Here is an 18091-nt window from a genome sequence, read left to right as displayed (position 1 = left end):
GGAACGGAGACTTCCTTCGAGCTGCTCTCGCAGTCCCTCCGGGCCCTTCGTTCTTACTTCGTAGAGCTTATCAGATCCGCCGTTGTGGCTTTTCCGACTCCCTCTCGGTGTTTCCGACCTTAGCAGGTCCTCCACACCGTTTCGGCCTCAAGTGGCCTTCGCCGTAACCGACCTGACGGCCTGTCCGACGTGTTGAACTTTAGCTGAACTCCGCTCCGAAAAGCGAATCCGACCGAAGTCCGTACTCCCTCCGGAAATACCGGCACAGCAAAACAGACCGTCCCGTCGAAGCGTGTAAAGCAACGCACCGATAGTCGGATCTACTTACTGAGGGTGGTGTTTCCAAGAGAAGCTGCTCCCGGGACCGTCCGAGCAGAGCGCGCGTCCGGTGCCCCATGACAGGCAGCTCGAAGAACACTAGACCTCTTGGTGAACAGAGTCAACCCCGGAGGTGGACGGCTCCTGCACCTCGCCGACGCTCGCCGGCAGCTGGAAGGCGAGCACGGCCACGTCGTCGTCATGGTCCGCCGTCACACCCATGGCACGCAGCAGTCGGGCGCAGACCACCTCCGGCGAGCCGACCGCACCGGCCAGCGTGTGCGCGAGCTGGTCCAGGCCATGGTCGATGTCCTGGTCCCGGCGCTCGACCAGGCCGTCCGTGTAGAGGACACCGGTGGTCCCCGGGAGCAGCCGCAGCTGGTGCGAGCTGTGGTTGCCGCCGCCGGTGCCGAGCGGCGGACCGTTCGGCTGCTCGCCCTGGAGCACTGTGCCGTCGGAGCAGCGCAGCATCAGCGGCAGGTGGCCGGCCGAGGCATAGGTGAGGCTGCCGGCGCGGGGGTGCCCCGGGCCGGAGTCCGCCGACGGGTCGTAGACCGCATAGAGACAGGTGGCGATCTGGTTGGCGTCGATCTCCATGGCGATCTCGTCGAGCAGACCCATGACCTGGTGCGGTGGCAGGTCGAGCCGGGCGTACGCACGCACGGCGGTGCGCAGCTGGCCCATCACGGCCGCGGCCCGCAGCCCGCGCCCCATCACGTCGCCGATCACGAGCGCCGTCCGGCCGTCGCGCAGGCTGATCACGTCGTACCAGTCGCCGCCGACGGCCGCGTCGGCGGCGCCGGGCTGGTAGGTCGCGGCGACCCGCAGGTCGGCCGGCTGTTCGAGCTTCTGCGGGAGCAGGCTGCGCTGCAGCGTCACGGCCGCCTCGCGCTGGCGGCGTTCGGCCTCGCGCAGCCGGTCGGCGGCGGCGACCTGGTCGGTGACCTCGGCCGCGAAGATCAGCACCCCGATGGCGGGCGGCGGGTGGCCGTCCCGGATGCCGACCCGCTCGTTCGAGTGCAGCGGGACGCAGGAGATGTTGAAGCAGCGGATCCGACCGGCCGGGCCCGGGTCCGGGATGCTGCGCGCTTTCACGCTTCGGGCCCGCCCGCTGCGCAGCACCTGGTCGAGCAGCGGGAGCACCCCGAGTTCCGCCAGCTCGGGCAGCGCCTCGTCGGCGGGCAGGCCCGGCGGGCGGCCGCCGAAGAGTTCCCGGTAGGCGTCGTTCGCGTAGCCGAGGCGGTGCCGGGCGCCATAGGTGACGGCGACCGGGGCGGGCAGCCGGCCGAGCACATCGCGCAGGTCGTACAGCTCGTGCAGGTCGAGCAGCTGCTCGTTGCCGGGCGCGCCGGGGGCGAGTGGGTCGCGCGGCCCCGGCAGCGCGACCGGGTCGTCCGAAGGCGCAGCGGCCCGCCACGGGGCCCCGGTGAGCCGCGCACTCCAGCGCATGAGGTTCAACCGACTGTCGCTTTCCTCGGGGTCGCAGGGTCCGTCACTTTTCGTACTTGTGTTTGCACAGGGCGTAACGGGGTGTCGGGCAGATCCTGTCAGGTGAAGGTGCGGTTCTGGAAGTCGTACGTGTGTTGGTCGTGTTGTACGGCACGTACGGATCGGAGCCGCCGTCGGGGGGGGGCATCGGCCGCACCACGGCACACTGGTACCGCGGCGGCCGGACGCCCGGCCGGGGTGCCGGCCGATCAGTGCTCCCCGGCGCCGGCCGCCGCCTCGAACTCGGCGCGCGGGTGTTCGAGCGCACCCAGTGATACCGCCTCCCGGGCGAAGAGAGCGGCGAGCAGCCAGTCGGCGAGCACCCGCACCCGCCGGTCCGGGCTCGGCAGCGCACGCAGCGCCCGGGACCGGTGCAGCAGCCAGGCCCGGCGCCCGGCCACGCTGCCTCGGCGGGTCTGGGCGACCGCGCGCCGCCGGCCGAGCGAGGTGGAGGCCGGCGCCGGGGCCGGGCGGTACCGGCTCGGCGACTCACCGGCTGCGGCCGCCAGCAGGTTCTCGGCGAGCAACTCGGCCTGTGCGACGGCGTGGTGGGCGTTCGGCGGCCAGCACAGCGCCGGGTCGGCCGCTAGTGGAACGCCCGCGCAGTCGCCCGCCGCCCAGGCGCCGGCGAGCGGCCGGGCGCCGTCCGCGACCTGCAGGGTGTCCAGACAGCGGATCCGGCCGGAGGCGTCCAGCGGCAGATCGGTCGCGGCCAGCAGCGGCGCCGGGCGGACGCCGGCCGTCCAGACCAGCGTGCGGGCGGCGAACCGGCTGCCGTCCGAGAGCACCACCACCCGGCCCTGCGCCGACTCCAGCACGGTGCCGAGCCGGACGTCCACGTTGCGCTCGCGCAGCTGGACCATGGTCTGGTCGGCGAGCGCGGGATCGGCCTCGGCGAGGATCCGGCTCCCCGCCTCGGCCAGGATCCAGCGCAGGTCGTCCGGTTGGACGTTGGGGTAGCCGCGCAGTGCGTGCCGGGCCATGTCCTCCAGCTCGGCGAGCGCGCCGACGCCGCCGTAGCCGGCCCCGACGAAGACGAACGTCAGTGCGGCCTGGCGCAGTTCGGGATCGCGGGTGGAGGAGGCCAGGTCCAGCTGGGCCAGCACGTGATTGCGCAGGCCGACCGCCTCGCCGACCGTCGAGAAGCCCATGCCGTGCTCGGCGAGACCGGGCACCGGCAGCGTCCGGGAGACCGATCCGACGGCCAGGACCAGTTCATCGTACGGGAGTTCGAGCTCCGCACCGGGTTCCGGGAGCAGCCAGGCGAGCCGCCGGGCGTGGTCGATCCGGCTGATCCGCGCGGTCAGCACCCGGCAGTCGGGCAGCGCGCGGCGCAGCGGCACGACCACGTGCCGCGGGTCGATCGAACCCGCGGCCACCTCGGCCAGCAGCGGCCGGTACGTCAGATACGGCGTGGTCTCGACCACCGTGATCTCCGCCTGGCCGGAGCGCAGTTGGTCCGCCAGCCCGCGCTGGAGCCGCTGGGCAGCGGTGAGCCCGGCAAGGCCGCCTCCCACGATCAGGATCCGGATGGTGCCACCCCCGTCGATGTGAGCTGGTTCACGCCACCATGACGCCTTGCCGGAGGGCCACTTGTCCACAGTGCGTACCGGATTCGGCCGGGACGGAAGGGGACGACGAGAGGTCTCGGGGCGATCTGCGAAGTTCGGGCGGGAACTCGCCGACCAGGCCAATCGTCACCCCGGGTGGTGAATCCATTACGGCCTGATTTACCGTTGGCCCACCGGGCCGACTGGGCCACGCTGAAACGGGGAAGGGTTGTCCGCGGACCATCATCGCCCGTACGGACCGTCCGACGTCGCGTCAGGCGGCCGGGCGGCCGGGCGACTCCGGCAGAGGGGACCGGGGGACGGTGGGTCTGGGCCGCGGTGCGCCACGGGCGCCTGCGGCGACTTCGCACGGGGGTCCGGAGCGGACTCCTCCGGGGGAGGGTTGGGATTGATGGAACACGATCACTTGCTGGGTGAGCCGGCCGCGTCGCAGATCGGCTCCGGAGCGCCGGCGGTACCGGAACAGCGTGTACCGCTGTCCGTCCCGTACCGCAGCAGCGGCGGCGCACAGGGCCACGGCGGGGTCGAGGAGCGCCGCCCGGGCGGGCCTCGACTACGGGTGGACGCCCGCCGGAACCTGGAGAGCGTGCTGCGGGCCGCACGCGAGGTGTTCGGCGAACTCGGTTACGACGCACCGATGGAGGAGGTCGCGCGGCGGGCCGGGGTCGGGGTGGGCACGGTCTACCGGCGGTTCCCGAGCAAGGAGGTGCTGGTCCAGCGGATCGCCGCGGAGGAGGTCGCCTGGCTGACCGCCCGGGCCCGCGAGGCGCTGTACGGCGTGGCCGGGCCCTGGGAGGCGCTGGCCGGCTACCTGGCGACCGCGGTCGGCACCGGGGCCGGCCGGCTGCTGCCACCGGAGGCATTCGGGTACGCGGAGGAGCTGGCCCGGGTGCCGGAACAGCGGCTGTCGGCCGACGGCGGCCCCGGCTCGCCGGCGGGGCTCGGCGACCCGCCGACCGCCGGCACCGCGGGTGCGACGACCGCGGGGACGACCGCGCTGGGCGGCTCGACAACGCTGGGCTCCACGGCGCTGGGTTCCACGGCGCTGGGCTCGACCGGGGTGCCGGACGCCGATCCGCGGCTGCTGCTCCAGCTGCTGGCGGCGCTGGTCGCCCGGGCCGCGGCCGCGGGCGAACTGCGGCCCGGCGTAACGGTCTCGGAGATCGTCCTGGTGCTGACCGCCGCGGTTCCGCCGTCGATCGGGCGCGGCGGCGGCGCGAACCGGGCGGAGCCGGCCGAACGACTTCTGCGGATCCTGCTGGACGGCCTGCGGGCGGCGTAGCCGTTCGACTGCCGGGGTAGCGGCGGGGAGGGCGGGGGCCCTCCGGCGCACGCGCGGCGGTCGAACGGCCGCACGCGGCCACGCACGTCCGTGCACCGTCGTGCACGCCTGTGCACCACGGCGCACGGCCCGGCGACCGGCCCACTCACGGGCCGGTCGGCGGCCGGGTTGCGCCCCACCCTCCTGGGAGGCGTCAACCCGGCGTCAACTTGCTGCGCCGGCAGAGGCGAACAGTGCCTCGCAGACGTCCCCGGAAGAGTGGGTCCGGGGCCGCGCGGCTTCCCGCGCACTCCCCGCTATGCCATTCTTTGGCCGTGGTTGGAGCCAATGTCCCGGTGCGCCCCCTTCGCGACGGCGTGAATGCCTCCGCGCCCGGCGGTGCGCCGCGGCGCGCGTCGTCGCCCTGCACGCCGTCGGCGAGCGGGACGACCGGGCGGCGGCCGGCGGCAGGGCTTGCCGGGGCCCGGCCATGAGCGGAGACGGCCGGGGAGGCGAGGGCGGCTGCCGGACAGCCCTCCACCCGCCCGGCAGGGCGGGCGAGTCGGGCGGAGCGGTCCTATGAGTGCCGAGGAGCAGAACGAGCACGACTACGAGCTCGGCGCCGAGCCGGTCACCGGCCAGGTGCCGGGCCAGGGCGGCGCGCCGTCCCGCGAGTCGCTCGCCGACGCGCCGTACGGCGGCCCGCCGGTCACCGGCCGGGTGCCGGGCCAGGCGCTGGCCGGGCAGGGCAGCGTGACGCCCGAGGCCTTCGTGGCCGGCCGCACCGGCCGTGGCGCGAGCGGTGAGTCGGCCGGCGATCCGGACACCGAGCCGGTCCCGCTCGGCACCGTGCCGCCGCCCGCCGATCCGCTGGACGGCGAGCGGCCGCCCTCCGACGCGGAGTTGACCGCGCTGGTGCGGGCCGGCGACGACTCCGCGTACGAGGAGCTGTACCGCCGCCACGTCGATTCGGTGCGCCGCTACGCCCGCAGCTGCTGCCGGGACAGCTTCACCGCCGAGGACCTGGCCGGCGAGGTCTTCGCCCGGACCTTCCAGGCCCTGAAGGCGGGCAAGGGGCCCGAGTTCGCCGTCCGGGCCTACCTGCTCACCGCCGTGCGCAACGTCGCCGCCGCCTGGGCGCGCACCGAACGCCGGGAACAACTGGTCGACGACTTCGGCACGTTCACCCGATCGGCCGCGGCCGGCACGGTCGAGTACGACCTGGCCGACCCGGGCGCGGACGCCTGGGCGATCGCGCAGGCCGACCAGCGGATGGTGATGCGGGCCTTCACCGAACTGGCCGAGGACGACCGGGTGCTGCTCTGGCACACGGAGGTCGAGCAGGAGTCGCCGAAGACGGTCGCCGTACTGCTCGGCAAGACCGCCAACGCGACCGCCGTGCAGGCGCACCGGGCCCGCTCCCGGCTGGCCGCCGCGTTCCTGCAGGCGCACGTCTCGGGGAGCCAGCCGCAGGGCTGCGAGGAGTACGCCGGGCGGCTCGGCCAGTACGCCCGGGGGCAGTTGCGCAAGCGGGCCGCGGCGGAGGTCGGCGCGCACCTGCGGGAGTGCGACCGGTGCACGGCGGCCTACCTGGAGCTGGTCGACATCAACCAGGGCCTGCGGGTGCTGCTGCCCGGCGGGGTGCTGGTCTGGGTCGGCGCGGGCGGCTTCTCGGCGATCGCGGCGGCGCTCGGCGCGGGTGCGATCGCCGGTGGGGCTGCGGCGGGCGGGGCTGCGGCGGGCGGCGGCGCGGCCGCCGGCGGCGCTGCTTCGGCTGCGGCGGGGGGTGCGGCCAGTGCAGGAAGTGCGGCCGGTGCGGGAGGTGCGGCTGCGGCAGGTGGTGCCGGTGCAGCCGCGGGTGCGGGTGCCGGTGCCGGTGGTGCGGCAGCTGCGGGTGGCGCGGCGGGCGGGGCCGGCGGCTCCGGCGGTGCTGCGGCGAGCGTGGCCGGCGAGGGGCTCGGCACCGCCGCCAAGGCGGGCATCGCGGCCGCCGTCGCGGTGGCGACCGCGGCCGCCGTCGCGTACGCACTCACCGGCTCCCCCGAGGTCGCTCCCCCGGCGGCCGCACCGCCGGCCAGCAGCGCGCCGGCGAGACCGACACCACCGCCCGCGCCGGTGGCTCCCCCGCCCGCGCCGACGCCCAGCCCGGCCCCGCCGTCGACGACGCCTCCGCCGGCACCGAGCCCGGCGCCCGTCCCGACCAAGGCCCCCGCGCCGAAGCCGACCCCGGCTCCGACGCCGCCGCCCACTCCCGTGCCGAGTCGGCCGCTGCCCACGCCGACGCCGCCACCGGCGCCCGTCACACCGCCGGCGCCCACACCGGCCGCCGTAGAGCTGCCGCCGCTGCCGCCGGTGCCGTCCCCGACGATCCCGTCGCCGCCCGCCGTCCCGACGCCGCCGCTGCCCTCGGTGTCGGCAAGCATCCCGGAGGTGCCGACGCAGCTGCCGACGCCCAGCGCGGCGCCGAGTGTGCTGCCCGTCCCGACGCTGCCGGTCCAGCCGCCGGCCAGCTTCTGGGTGGACCAGCTGCCGTTCAGCCGCAGCTCCCAGCGGGTCCCGCCACCGGGGCCGAGCATCAACCGCCGGGCGAGCGACTGGTTCTGGCAGCGCGACGGCCTCTGGATGAACGGATCGTCGTACAAGCACGGCATCACGATGCACGCGCCGGGCACGCTGGGGATCGACCTCAACCGGTCCTGCACGTCCTTCGACGCGGTCGCCGGGGTGGACGATCTGACGCTCTGGCCCGGCGCGGTGACGTTCTCGGTGACCGGGGACGACGAGCAGCAGCTCTGGAGCTCCCCCGCGCTGCACGCCGGGGACGCTCCGGTCACGGCGCACGTGCCGCTGGTCGGGCAGCAGTCGATCCGGCTGGTGGTGACGCCGGTGGACGGCTTCTGGTCGAGCGGCAACCTCGCGGACTGGGCGGACGCGCGGTTCAGCTGCTGAACCGCGCGTCCGGCTGCCCCGTCGCTGCCTGCCGGCGCGCGGGTCAGATCGCGCAGGTTCCGTCGGCGCACGCCTCGCCGTCGGCGGCTGCGGCGCGGCCCTCGGCGGCCACCTGCTCCAGCACCTTCAGGAAGGTCTCCGCCTCCTGCCCGCCCTGCACGGACCACTGCCCCTCGAAGACGAAGGTCGGCACCGCGCTGATCCCCAGTCGGCGCCCCTCGGCGAGCTGCGCGCGCACCGCGTCCGCGCCCTCCTCGCCGGCCAGGTACTCGGCGACCCGCGCGCGGTCCAGGCCCGCCGCCACCGCGACCTCGGTTAGCGCGGCCCGGTCGCCGACGTCCACACCGTCGCTGAAGTGCGCCTTGAGCAGGGCCTCCTTGAGCGCGCCCTGCACCGCGGCGCCGTACTCCACCTCGGCGAGGTGCAGCAGACGGTGGCCGAGGAACGTGTTGGCGTGCTGCGCGGCGTCGAAGTCGTAGGCGATCCCGTCGGCCCGGCCCAGCTCGGTCACCCGGTCGTCCATCGCCCGTGACTGCGGCCCGTACCGCTCGGCCAGCCACGCCCGGTGCGGGCTCGCCGTCGCGGGCGCGTCCGGCACCAGCTGGTACGGCCGGTAGACGACCTCGACCTCGGCCTTGCCCGGGAACCGGTCGAGGGCCTGTTCGAACCGGCGCTTGCCGATGTAGCACCACGGGCACGCGATATCGGACCAGATTTCGACCTTCACGGGGACTGACTCCTGTCAACGGATGCGGACGGCGTGCGTCCGATTGGGTGAACCGAGGAGTCTGAACCGAAATGTCCGACTATGCATTCCCGCTAGTGCTCAGCCGTCTGCGGGGTCAGCCGTGTGCGGGCGGCGCCGGGACCACCAGGACCGGGCAGGCCGCGTGGTGCACGGCCGCCGTGCTGACCGAGCCGAGCAGCAGCCGGGCGAAGCCGCCGTTCCCCCGGGTGCCGATCACCAGCGTGTGCTGGCCGACCGTGCTGGCCAGCAGCACCTCGATCACCTGCCCGAGCACCACGTGCAGCGAGAGCGGACCGTCGAACGGCCGCTCCCGGGCCTGCTCCACCGTGGCGACCGCGCGCCGCAGGCCGTCCGCCATGCTCTCGCCGAGCCGCTCGGTGCTCTCCTGCACCAGCTCGGCCATCCCGGGCGGGTAGCCGCCGGGGGACGGGTTGACCACGCCGAGCACGTACAGCGGCAGGCCGAACCGCTCGGCCTCGGTCATCGCCCGGTCCAGCGCCCAGAGTGAGCCGTCCGAACCGTCGCAGGCCGCGAGCACACCCGGCTGCTGCGGCGGCCCGGGCGGCTCGGAGGCGACGGGGACGGGACCCGGCGCCGGAGCGGCGGCGTGGGCGGCTGAGGCGGCTGAGACGGCGTGGGAGACGCGGGTCACCATGGCGCCATGATCCGCCGCGCGCTGCGGTCAGCCCGGCAGCGCCACGGATTCCGCTGCCGGGGCCCGACGGCGGCGTCCGTACGGCGTACGGACGCCCCCGGAGGGCGCCCGGGGCGATGGCGGCACCCTTGCGGGACCCCGGGGCGCGGCCGCCGCACGCCGCCCGTTCGCGGTCAGGCGAAGCGGGCTGCCGCGACGGCTCGGCGCTCGGGCAGCGGGAGACCGGTCCAGCAGGAGCCGTGGCGGCGGGCTGCCAGTCGGCGCAGCCAGAGTTCGGTCGCGACCAGCTCGGCCAGCCCGTCCAGGGCGCCCGGTGGCAGGTCGGTCGGCGGGTACCCGTGCGCGGCGTCCGGGGCCGGATCGGCCGCGCGGCGCAGCGCACGACGGACGGCCGGCAGGTCGATCAGCCCGGCCTCGGCCAGCAGCGGCTCGCGGAACAGCTCCGCCAGCGGCTCGGCGGCCTGCCGCAGGCCGGTCCGCGCCGCCTCGGCCCGGTCGGGGCGCGGCGCGCGGCCCCAGTCGGCCGGCAGGTCGGCCCGGCCGGCACCGGCCAGCACCGCGCGCAGCAGCGCGTGCCGGGCGCCGGGCTGCAGGCGCACCTCGTCCGGCAGCAGCCGGGCCGCCCGGATCACCCGGTTGTCCAGGAACGGAGCGTGCAGCCGCTGCCCGTGCTGCTCGGCCGCCTGGACCAGCGTGCGGTAGCCGCCCGCGTGGTAGTGCAGCGCGAGCCTTGCCCGGCGCACCCCCGGGGTGAGCGTCGGTTCGGGTCCCCGAGCGGCCAGCCGCAGGCGCAGCGCGACCTCGGAGAGCGCGTCGTCGGAGAGCCAGCGCGCGGCCGGTCCGGGCACGCACCAGGCGAGATCGGCCGCCGAGTACGCCCCGACCGTGCCCCGTGCGCCGGGGTGCGCGCTCGGCCGTCCGGGTCCGCGACGGGCGGTCAGCTGGACGGCGGCGTCGTCCAGCGCCTCGGCGTAGCTCGCCCGGGCCAGTCGGCGGGCCGCCCGCAGCACCGTGACGGGGGTGCGGACGGCGTCGACCAGCGTGCCGGTCAGCGCGCGGTCGGCACCGGCCAACGCGGCCACCGGCGGCAGCAGTTCACGCGGGCGCCCGGCCAGGATCAGGTCGGCGAGCCGGGCCGGGTGACCGTCCAGCACCTGGCGGGCGCCGTAGCCGGTGAGGTGGTCGCCGCCGCCCGCGGCGAACCGGGCCGCGGTGCCGGCGGCCGTGACCAGCGCCCGGCCCGGCTCGTCGGTGAGCGGGCCGGCCAGCGGGTCGTCGGCCAGTTCGGCGTACGGCAGGGTCTGCGCGGTGGCGGCCAGCACGGTGTGCCGCAGCCGGGGGCGGCCGGCGGCGGGCGGGGCCTCGGGGGTGGTCCGGGGCGACTCGCGGAGCGTGACGGCGGCCAGCGGCTCCGGCTCGCTCGGCGCCGGGGCCGGGGCGGGCTGCGGGCGGGCCCAGGAGCCCTTCGTCGCGCCGTTGCGGCGCGGCTGCGGCTGGGACCGCGCCGCCAAGTCGACGGCCGCCGCCGCGGCCTGCGCGGTCGGCAACAGGGTCGGCAGCGCGGGCGGCTGCTCGGCCGCAGCCGACGGCGTCGCCGCCGGGGCGGGTGCCGAGGCCGGGGCTGGAGCCGGCCCCGGGCCGATCGGGACGGCCGCCGCGAGCAGCGCGAGCGCCGTCGAGGCCGTGCCGTACGAGAGGTCGGCGCCGATCCGGGGCCGGGCGGGGCCGGCGCCGGGCGTCGACGGCGAGCTGCGCACCCGGGACCGGACCGCCTCCAGCAGGCTGCGGGTCAGCTCGCGCACGGCGGGCGCCTCGCCGCCGCTGCCCGGCCCGGTGCCGGGCAACCCGTCCTCGTCGTACCCGGTCAGCTGCGGGCGGCCGCCGCGGATGCCCAGCGTGTGGCCGGGCGGGACCCGGTGCACCCCCAGGTACGGCGTGCCGGTGCCGATCGCCTCCGGTGACTCGGGGCAGGCCAGCCGGGCGGCCAGGTAGCCGGTGTCCACGGGCGCGCCGACCAGGTCGGCGAGCGGCAGGCCGGCCGTGGCGAAGGCGGTGCCGCCGCACCACGGGGTGTGGAAGACCTGTTGCAGGCCGGCCAGGTCGGTGAGCAGCAGGGTGCTGTGGGTGCCGAGCCGCAGCACCACGGTGTAGCTGCCGGGCCAGCCGGACAAGTGGCGCACGGCGCCGCCCCGGGCGGCGGCCAGGCCGGCCGCGAGCTCCTGGTCGGTCGCGCCGCAGTGGCCGAGCACCACCAGGCGGGCGACCGCCGCGGAGTCGGCGGTCAGGTCGGCGGGCACCGGTCCGGTGCTGACCTCCGGGGAGTCGCCGGGGCGCAGCACGGCCTGCCGGATCTCCCCGGGCCGCCAGTCGCCGACCGCCCAGAGCGGGTCGGGGCCGGTCCAGAGCGCCGCGGCGGCGAGCGGGCGGACGGCGGCGAGGGCGTCCTGCGCGTCCGCCAGCGTGACCGGCGCACCGGCGGGGCGCGGCTCGCGGGCGGGGCGCGCGGCGACGTGCTGCACCGGGGGTGCGCTCGGCGTGCGGCGCACACCGGCGCCGGAGGGCAGCAGGTCGGCGGGCAGCGCGACGCCCGAGGGACTGCGGCGGCCCGGGATCCGGGCCTGGGACACGCCACCGCTCCAGCCGACCAGCCACCGCATCGCGCCTCCACCGGGTGTGGACGTCTCGACCGGCGCGGCGGCGACCGGCAGCGGGGGTCCGCCGTCGGCTCCGCAGTGCCGCGCCAAGGGACATCGTGCCACCGGAACGCGGGGGCGCCGCCCGGCGCGGGGTCGGGTGATTCCGGACGGCGGAGGGTGATTCGGGCATGGGCGGGCGGTTGCCGCAGGGGGTTTCCGGTCAGCCACGAGGTGCCGGCACGGGAGCTGCGGCTACGGGCAGGGCGGGCGTGACGCGAACGGGTGGGCGCAGGAGCGGGCCGGAAGCGGCAGCCGGGACCGGGAACAGCAGGAGTGGCGGCGGCCGGCACGGCAGGCCTTGGGGGCGCGCGATGGCGATGTGAGCGCCGGGGGCGTGCATCAGTCTGGGTGCCACAGTCTGGGGTGCCGCGCGGGCCGGATCCTCCCCTCCGTGACCCGGACCGCGCGGCGCGGGCGGCGCCCGCCGGGGTCCACCCGGCCCCGGCCGCCCGGGAGTGTGGGCCCGGGTCGGGCGCCGGACGGGACGGCGTCCGCGTCCGACCCGGGCGGTCTTCGGGGAGCTGCGGCGGGCGCACCCGGCGCACCGGCGCGAGGTCGAAGCTCGGGCACCCGGCGGCGGTGGCCGCCCGGCGGGTGCGCGCTGGTCAGCCGTGGCAGCGCACCCGCCGGGACCCCGCCGCCGGCGCGGCGAGTCACAGGTGGGTCCCGGCACCGGCACGTCCACGACCAGTCGAGCCCGTGCCCACAGGCCCGGCCGTGCAGTCGTGCAGCCGTGCCGTTGTCCGCAGGTCATGCGGCGCCCCGGCCCGGGCGGCTGCCGGCCCGCTGCCTGCCGGTGGTCCGGGCGCCGCGCGTCCGATCGCGGCGCCCGCACCGGGCCGACGGCCCCTCCGGCCCGGCCGCTACCCCGATCGCGTCATGGTCATGCCCAAATGGCCAAAAAGCGGCGTACAGCCCGGGAGGGCATCCGCATGCCCTCCCGGACCTCCGCCACCACCCGCGGGGAACTGAGGCAGCGGCTTCCCCCGGCCCGCCGGGTCCTCGACGACGGGCCGACCCACAGCTCCCAAGCGAACTGCCGACACGCGTTGCGAACCAGGGGGCACAGGTGGGCGCACGTCAACACGCGACCGGAGCACGCCGCTCCCCGCCCGCAGCACCCGCCGCACCCGCGGCCGGGCGTGCCGGACCCACCGGGAGAACTGCCCCGCCCTGGGCGCCGGGAGCCGTCCCGGAGCCGCGCCGGAGCCGACCCGCCGGGCACCGCGACCCGCCGACGTGCGGACGCGATCCCGCCATCCGGAAACCCGCCCCTTAACCCTGGGAACCCGGACGACTACGCTAGGTGCCACCGCGCCGGGGCGGCAGCGCCCCACGGGCTGCCCGGCACCGGACTGCGCCCCACTCGGACTCGCGGTGCCCGCCGGACCGCTGCGGCCCCCGACTGCCGCAGCCCCGGACTGCCGCAGCACCGCGCGACCACCGGTCACGACCACCGGCCCCGACCAGGGCCCCGGCCGCGACCACCAGGCAACACCGACAAGGGGGTGCCGCCGCCTTGAGCATCAACCCACGGGGACCGAACGAACGGCTCGGCTCCCTGCTGACCCAGGCCCAGATCAGCAACGCGGGCCTGGCCCGCCGGGTCAACGACCTCGGCGCGCAGCGCGGCCTGACCCTCCGCTACGACAAGACCTCGGTGGCCCGCTGGGTGAGCAAGGGCATGGTCCCGCAGGGACCGGTGCCGCACCTGATCGCCACCGCGATCGGCGGCAAGCTCGGCCGGCCGGTGCCACTGGAGGAGATCGGGCTCGGCGACACCGACCCCACGCCCGAACTGGGCCTGGCCTTCCCGCGCGAGGTGGCCGAGGCGGTCCGGTCCGCGACCGACCTGTGGCGGGTGGATCTCGAACTGCGCCGCGGGCCCGGCGGCGGACGGTGGAGCGAGAGCCTGGCCGGCACCTTCTCGGTCTCCGCCTACGCGACTCCGGTCGCCCGCTGGCTGATCACGCCGGTGGACGGCTCGGTCGCCCGCGAGGCGGACGAACCGGCGGCGCGCGTCACCGATCCGGCCGCCGCCGCGCGTACGCCGGCGGGCGGCACCGCCCGGACCGGCCCGAGCGCCGCCGTCCTGCCGAACCCGCGGGCGCACGGCGCGCGCTCCGCCTACCGGGTGGGCCAGTCCGATGCCGCCAAGCTCCGCGAGGCCGCTCAGGAGGCCCGCCGCTGGGACTCCAAGTACGGCGGCGGGGACTGGCGCTCCTCGATGGTCCCGGAGTGCCTGCGGCTGGAGGCCGCACCGCTGCTGCTCGCCTCGTACAGCGACGCGGTGGGCCGCGCGCTCTTCGGCGCGACCGCCGAACTCACCCGGCTGGCCGGGTGGATGGCCTTCGACACCGGCCAGCACGAGGCGGCGCAGCGCTACTACATCCAGGCGCTGCGGCTCGCCCGGGCGGCCGCCGACGTGCCGCTCGGCGGGTACGTGCTGGCCTCGATGAGCCTGCAGGCCTGCTACCGCGGCTTCGCCGAGGAGGCGGTGGACCTCGCCCAGGCCGCGCTGGAGCGCAACCGCGGCCTGGCGACCACCCGCACCATGAGCTTCTTCCACCTGGTGGAGGCCCGTGCCCAGGCCAGAGCGGGCAACGCGCCGGCCTGTTCGACCGCGCTCGCCGCCGCCGAGGGCGCGCTGGAGCGCTCACGCGCCGGGGATCCCGATCCGGCGTGGATCGACTTCTACGCCTACGACCGGCTGGCCGCCGACGCCGCCGAGTGCTTCCGCGACCTCGGCGTGCCCGCGAAGGTCCGCCAGTTCACCCGGGAGGCGCTGGCCCGTCCGACCGAGGGCTTCGTCCGCTCGCACGGGCTGCGCCTGGTGGTCTGCGCGATGGCCGAGGCGGAGGCGGGCAACCTGGACGCGGCGGTGGAGGCCGGCGAACGCGCCGTCGAGGTGGCGGGCCGGATCTCCTCGCAGCGCAGCCGGGAGTACGTGCTGGAGATGATCCGCCGGCTGGAGCCGTTCCAGAGCGAGCGCCGGGTGCGCGAGCTGACCGAACGGGCCCGGCTGATGCTGGCCGCCCCGGCCTGACCCGGGGGCTGTGCCGGGCCGCCGGCCCGTGGCACGATCGGCTGATGGCGTACGACTACGACGTCCTGGTGGTGGGCGGCGGCATCGTCGGGCTCTCCACGGCCTACGCGCTGACCCTGGCCCGCCCCGGGCTGCGGGTCGCCGTGCTGGAGAAGGAGGCCGACCTCGCCCGGCACCAGACCGGCCGCAACAGCGGCGTGATCCACAGCGGCGTGTACTACCGGCCGGGCTCGCTGAAGGCCCGGTTCGCCGTCGAGGGCGCCGCCGAGCTGGTCGCGTTCTGCCGCGAGCAGGGCCTGCCGTACCGGGTGACCGGCAAGCTGATCGTCGCCACCGGCGCCGCCGAGCTGCCCGGACTCGCCGCCCTGTCCGAGCGCGGGCGGGCCAACGGGCTCGCCGTCGAGGAGCTGCCCGGCCGCCGGATCGCCGAGTACGAGCCGGCCGTGACCGGCCTGGCAGCGCTGCGGGTGGCCGCCACCGGGATCTGTGACTTCACCGAAGTGGCCCGCTGCTACGCCCGGCTGGCCCGGGAGCGCGGCGCGGCGCTGCACACCGGCAGCGAGGTGCGGGCCGTCCACCGCCGTCCGGACGGCGTCACCGTGCTCACCAGCACCGGCACCGGCACCGCCGAGCTGCGCTGCGGGGTGCTGGTCAACTGCGCCGGGCTGCACAGCGACCGGCTGGCCCGGCTGGCCGGCCACGACCCGGGGGTGCGGATCATCCCGTTCCGCGGCGAGTACTACGAACTCGCGCCGCAGCGGACGGACCTGGTGCGTGGCCTGGTCTACCCGGTGCCGGACCCGGCGTTCCCGTTCCTCGGGGTGCACCTGACCAGGGGCATCCACGGCGACGTCCACCTCGGCCCGAACGCGGTCCCTGCGGCCGCCCGGGAGGGCTACCGGTGGCGCACCGTGCGACCGGGCGACCTGGCCGACACGCTGCGCTTCCCCGGCAGTTGGCGCCTCGCGAGGCGGCACTGGCGCTACGAGTGCGGCGAGCTGCACCGCTCGCTCTCCAAGCGGGCGTTCACCGGGGCCGTCCAGCGGCTGCTGCCGGCCGTCACCGAGGCCGACCTGCGCCGCGCACCGGCCGGGGTGCGGGCCCAGGCGGTGGCCCGGGACGGCTCGCTGCTGGACGACTTCGCCTTCGCCGGCTTCGACCCGGCCGACCCCGCCTCGCCGCGCCGCCTGGTGCACGTGCTGAACGCGCCCTCGCCCGCCGCGACCGCCTCGCTGCCGATCGGCCGGGAGGTGGCCCGGCGGGCCCTGGCCGCGCTGGCGGCAGGCGGCTAGGGCCTGTGGCGGGTACGCGGACGGGCCCCGCGGGCTTCTGGACGGGCCCCGTAAACTCGACGGCATTGTGACTTCGACTGCCCCCACCCCCCAGCTCCCCGGCCGCAGTGGCCGCGTGTTCGCCGATTCGCCGTCCGCCCGGCTCTCCGCCGCGCCGGCCGGCTACCCGGCCCCGATGTACCCGCACCTGGCCACCGAGGCGCAGCACAGCGAGCGGCGGATCCGCAGCTTTCAGCCGCGCCGCGGCCGGATGACCCAGGCCCAGGCCGGCGCGCTGGACCGGAACTGGGAGAGCCGGGGCCTGGCCATCGACGGCACCCCGGTCGACCTGGGCACGCTCTTCGGCGGGCTGCCGGTCACGCTGGAGATCGGCTTCGGGATGGGCGAGACCACGGCCGCGATGGCGGCCGCCGACCCGGCGATGGGCATCCTGGCCGCCGACGTGCACACCCCGGGCCACGGCAACCTGCTCAACCTGCTGGAGCAGAGCGGCGCCGACAACGTCCGCCTGGCGGCCGGCGACGCGGTGATCCTGCTGCGCGACATGCTCGCCGACGCCTCACTGGCCGGTCTGCGGGTCTACTTCGCCGACCCGTGGCCCAAGCCGAAGCACCACAAGCGCCGGCTCGTGCAGCCCTCGTTCCTGGACCTGGTGCTGCCGCGGCTCGCCCCGGGCGCGCTGATCCACTGCGCGACCGACTGGGAGCCGTACGCCGAGCAGATGCTGGAGGTGCTCTCGGCCCGCCCGGAGCTGACCAACCTGCACCCCGAGGGCGACGGCACCGGCTGGCTCGAGGAGCGTGCGGACGGGACCGTCCCCGGCTACGCGCCGCGCCCGGACTGGCGGCCGCTGACCAAGTTCGAGCGGGCCGGCCTCGCCAAGGGGCACGTGGTACACGATCTGCTCTTCCGGAAGATCTGAGCAGCACACGACCTGAACAGCGCACGATCCCATCACCGCACGATCCGACCGTTGCTGAAGGACCCGCCTTCGCCCCCACCGAACGCCGGTCGTCCCCTACGCTTTCCGGGTGAGCAGCGCGTCGGCTGACGGGCCGTCCGCACCGGACGCCCCCGGCTCGGAGCGGAGCGCGCCCACCCGGGCCGGGTGGGGCGTTCCGGTACGCGGCATGTTCCGCCATCCTCTGACCGCCCCGGCCGCGACCGCGCTGCCGCTGGCCTGCTGCGCCGTGCTGATCATCCACCTGGTGCAGCTGCAGACCGGCACCACCGGGCTGCTGGTCGGCCTGGGGCTCGCCGTGCTGCCGGTGCCGTTCGTGCTCGGCACGCTCACCTGGCTGAACCAGAGCGCCCGGGTGCCGGCCCGGCGGCTGGCGCTCTGCCTGGCCTGGGGCTCCTGCGCCGCCACCACGGTCGCACTGTTCGCGAACGACTGGGCCGGCGACTACCTGACCGCGCTCCAGGGCAGCGACCGCGGCCAGCTGATCGGCGCCGAGTTCGCCACCCCGCTGATCGAGGAGGCCGCGAAGGCCGCGGTGCTGCTGGTCACCATGCTGCCGCTGCGCCGCCGGCGCTCCCGGGCGCCGCTCCCCGCACAGATCGGCGCGACCGCACGGGCCCGGCGCCGGCGCCGGGCGGTCGCCACCGGCATCGTGCTCAGCGGCATGACCGCCTGCGGCTTCTCCTTCACCGAGAACGTCCTGTACCTCGGCCGCGCCTTCAGCGACGACCAGCGCCAGCGGCTGGACGCGATCGGCCTGGGCGTCACCCCCAGCCTGCGCGACTACGACGGCACCGTGCACACCTTCGTGCTGCGCGCGCTGCTCACGCCGTTCGCCCATCCGCTCTTCACCGCCCTGACCGGCCTGGGGCTGGCCGTCGCGCTGAGCACCACGCGCCGCTGGCTGGCCCGGCTGGCCGCGCCCACGGGCCTGCTGCTGGCGGTCGCCCTGCACGGCGGCTGGAACGCCGCGGCGGGCCTGGGCACGCACCGGTTCCTGTTGATCTACGCACTCGCGATGGTCCCCTGCTTCGCCGCCCTGACCGGCCTGGCGCTCTGGGCGAGCGGCCGCCCGGGACCGCGTCGCGCCAGGTCATGACCGCGGA

Annotated in this window: 10 protein-coding genes and 1 pseudogene; 6 read left to right on the top strand and 5 right to left on the bottom strand. The window is 76.4% G+C overall.

Features of this window, described 5'->3' with window-relative positions; genetic code table 11:
* Positions 1 to 471: 471 nt before the first annotated feature.
* Both AC060L_RS34125 and AC060L_RS34120 read right to left on the bottom strand, forming a co-directional pair.
* Positions 472 to 1776, bottom strand: a pseudogene (locus AC060L_RS34125) (PP2C family protein-serine/threonine phosphatase); the annotation flags it as partial.
* 239 nt (positions 1777 to 2015) lie between these two features.
* On the bottom strand, positions 2016 to 3323 hold the full coding sequence (locus AC060L_RS34120; protein WP_483802861.1) for an NAD(P)/FAD-dependent oxidoreductase: 1308 nt from the start codon (positions 3321 to 3323) through the stop codon (positions 2016 to 2018).
* 445 nt (positions 3324 to 3768) lie between these two features.
* Here AC060L_RS34120 and AC060L_RS34115 point away from each other — a divergent pair, with 445 nt between their 5' ends.
* On the top strand, positions 3769 to 4659 hold the full coding sequence (locus AC060L_RS34115; protein ID WP_483802860.1) for a TetR/AcrR family transcriptional regulator: 891 nt from the start codon (positions 3769 to 3771) through the stop codon (positions 4657 to 4659).
* Positions 4660 to 5217: 558 nt separating this feature from the next.
* Positions 5218 to 7587, top strand: coding sequence for a sigma-70 family RNA polymerase sigma factor (locus tag AC060L_RS34110; RefSeq protein ID WP_483802859.1), 2370 nt, complete (start codon positions 5218 to 5220; stop codon positions 7585 to 7587).
* Between the two features lie 43 nt (positions 7588 to 7630).
* On the opposite strand, the gene AC060L_RS34105 is transcribed toward AC060L_RS34110, so the two are convergent.
* The 3 genes from AC060L_RS34105 to AC060L_RS34095 all read right to left on the bottom strand — a co-directional run bounded on the left by AC060L_RS34105 (position 7631) and on the right by AC060L_RS34095 (position 11647).
* Positions 7631 to 8314, bottom strand: a complete 684-nt coding sequence (locus tag AC060L_RS34105) for a DsbA family oxidoreductase (RefSeq protein WP_483802858.1) — start codon at positions 8312 to 8314, stop codon at positions 7631 to 7633.
* Between the two features lie 115 nt (positions 8315 to 8429).
* Entirely contained in the window at positions 8430 to 8990 is a 561-nt protein-coding gene (locus AC060L_RS34100) for a universal stress protein (RefSeq protein ID WP_483802857.1), read from the bottom strand.
* 173 nt (positions 8991 to 9163) lie between these two features.
* Positions 9164 to 11647, bottom strand: coding sequence for an asparagine synthase-related protein (locus AC060L_RS34095; RefSeq protein WP_483802856.1), 2484 nt, complete (start codon positions 11645 to 11647; stop codon positions 9164 to 9166).
* A 1558-nt stretch (positions 11648 to 13205) separates the two neighbouring features.
* Between AC060L_RS34095 and AC060L_RS34090 the strand changes: the two genes are divergently transcribed.
* The 4 genes from AC060L_RS34090 (at position 13206) to AC060L_RS34075 (ending at position 18084) form a co-directional block, all read left to right on the top strand.
* Positions 13206 to 14732: an NsdA family TPR-like regulatory protein gene (locus tag AC060L_RS34090; protein ID WP_483802855.1), complete on the top strand. Its 1527-nt coding sequence runs from the start codon at positions 13206 to 13208 to the stop codon at positions 14730 to 14732.
* Between the two features lie 44 nt (positions 14733 to 14776).
* Positions 14777 to 16024 carry an L-2-hydroxyglutarate oxidase gene (lhgO, locus tag AC060L_RS34085; protein WP_483802854.1) on the top strand — a complete coding sequence of 416 codons (1248 nt, stop codon included), beginning with the start codon at positions 14777 to 14779 and terminating at the stop codon, positions 16022 to 16024.
* 175 nt (positions 16025 to 16199) lie between these two features.
* Positions 16200 to 16946 carry a tRNA (guanosine(46)-N7)-methyltransferase TrmB gene (trmB, locus tag AC060L_RS34080; protein ID WP_483802867.1) on the top strand — a complete coding sequence of 249 codons (747 nt, stop codon included), beginning with the start codon at positions 16200 to 16202 and terminating at the stop codon, positions 16944 to 16946.
* A gap of 208 nt (positions 16947 to 17154) precedes the next feature.
* On the top strand, positions 17155 to 18084 hold the full coding sequence (locus AC060L_RS34075) for a PrsW family intramembrane metalloprotease (RefSeq protein WP_483802853.1): 930 nt from the start codon (positions 17155 to 17157) through the stop codon (positions 18082 to 18084).
* The last annotated feature ends 7 nt before the right edge of the window (positions 18085 to 18091 follow it).

The organism is Kitasatospora sp. NEAU-69 (assembly GCF_057158765.1).
The sequence above is the reverse complement of the archived record's forward strand: the minus strand, read 5'-3'. Positions and strand labels throughout refer to the sequence as shown.

Bases quoted from the DNA above. Each gene is read 5' to 3' on its own strand.
- lhgO (WP_483802854.1), top strand. From the start codon at position 14,777: ATGGCGTACGACTACGACGTCCTGGTGGTGGGCGGCGGCATCGTCGGG.
- AC060L_RS34095 (WP_483802856.1), bottom strand. From the start codon at position 11,647: ATGCGGTGGCTGGTCGGCTGGAGCGGTGGCGTGTCCCAGGCCCGGATC.
- trmB (WP_483802867.1), top strand. From the start codon at position 16,200: ATGTACCCGCACCTGGCCACCGAGGCGCAGCACAGCGAGCGGCGGATC.
- AC060L_RS34100 (WP_483802857.1), bottom strand. From the start codon at position 8,990: ATGGTGACCCGCGTCTCCCACGCCGTCTCAGCCGCCTCAGCCGCCCAC.
- AC060L_RS34110 (WP_483802859.1), top strand. From the start codon at position 5,218: ATGAGTGCCGAGGAGCAGAACGAGCACGACTACGAGCTCGGCGCCGAG.
- AC060L_RS34075 (WP_483802853.1), top strand. From the start codon at position 17,155: ATGTTCCGCCATCCTCTGACCGCCCCGGCCGCGACCGCGCTGCCGCTG.
- AC060L_RS34115 (WP_483802860.1), top strand. From the start codon at position 3,769: ATGGAACACGATCACTTGCTGGGTGAGCCGGCCGCGTCGCAGATCGGC.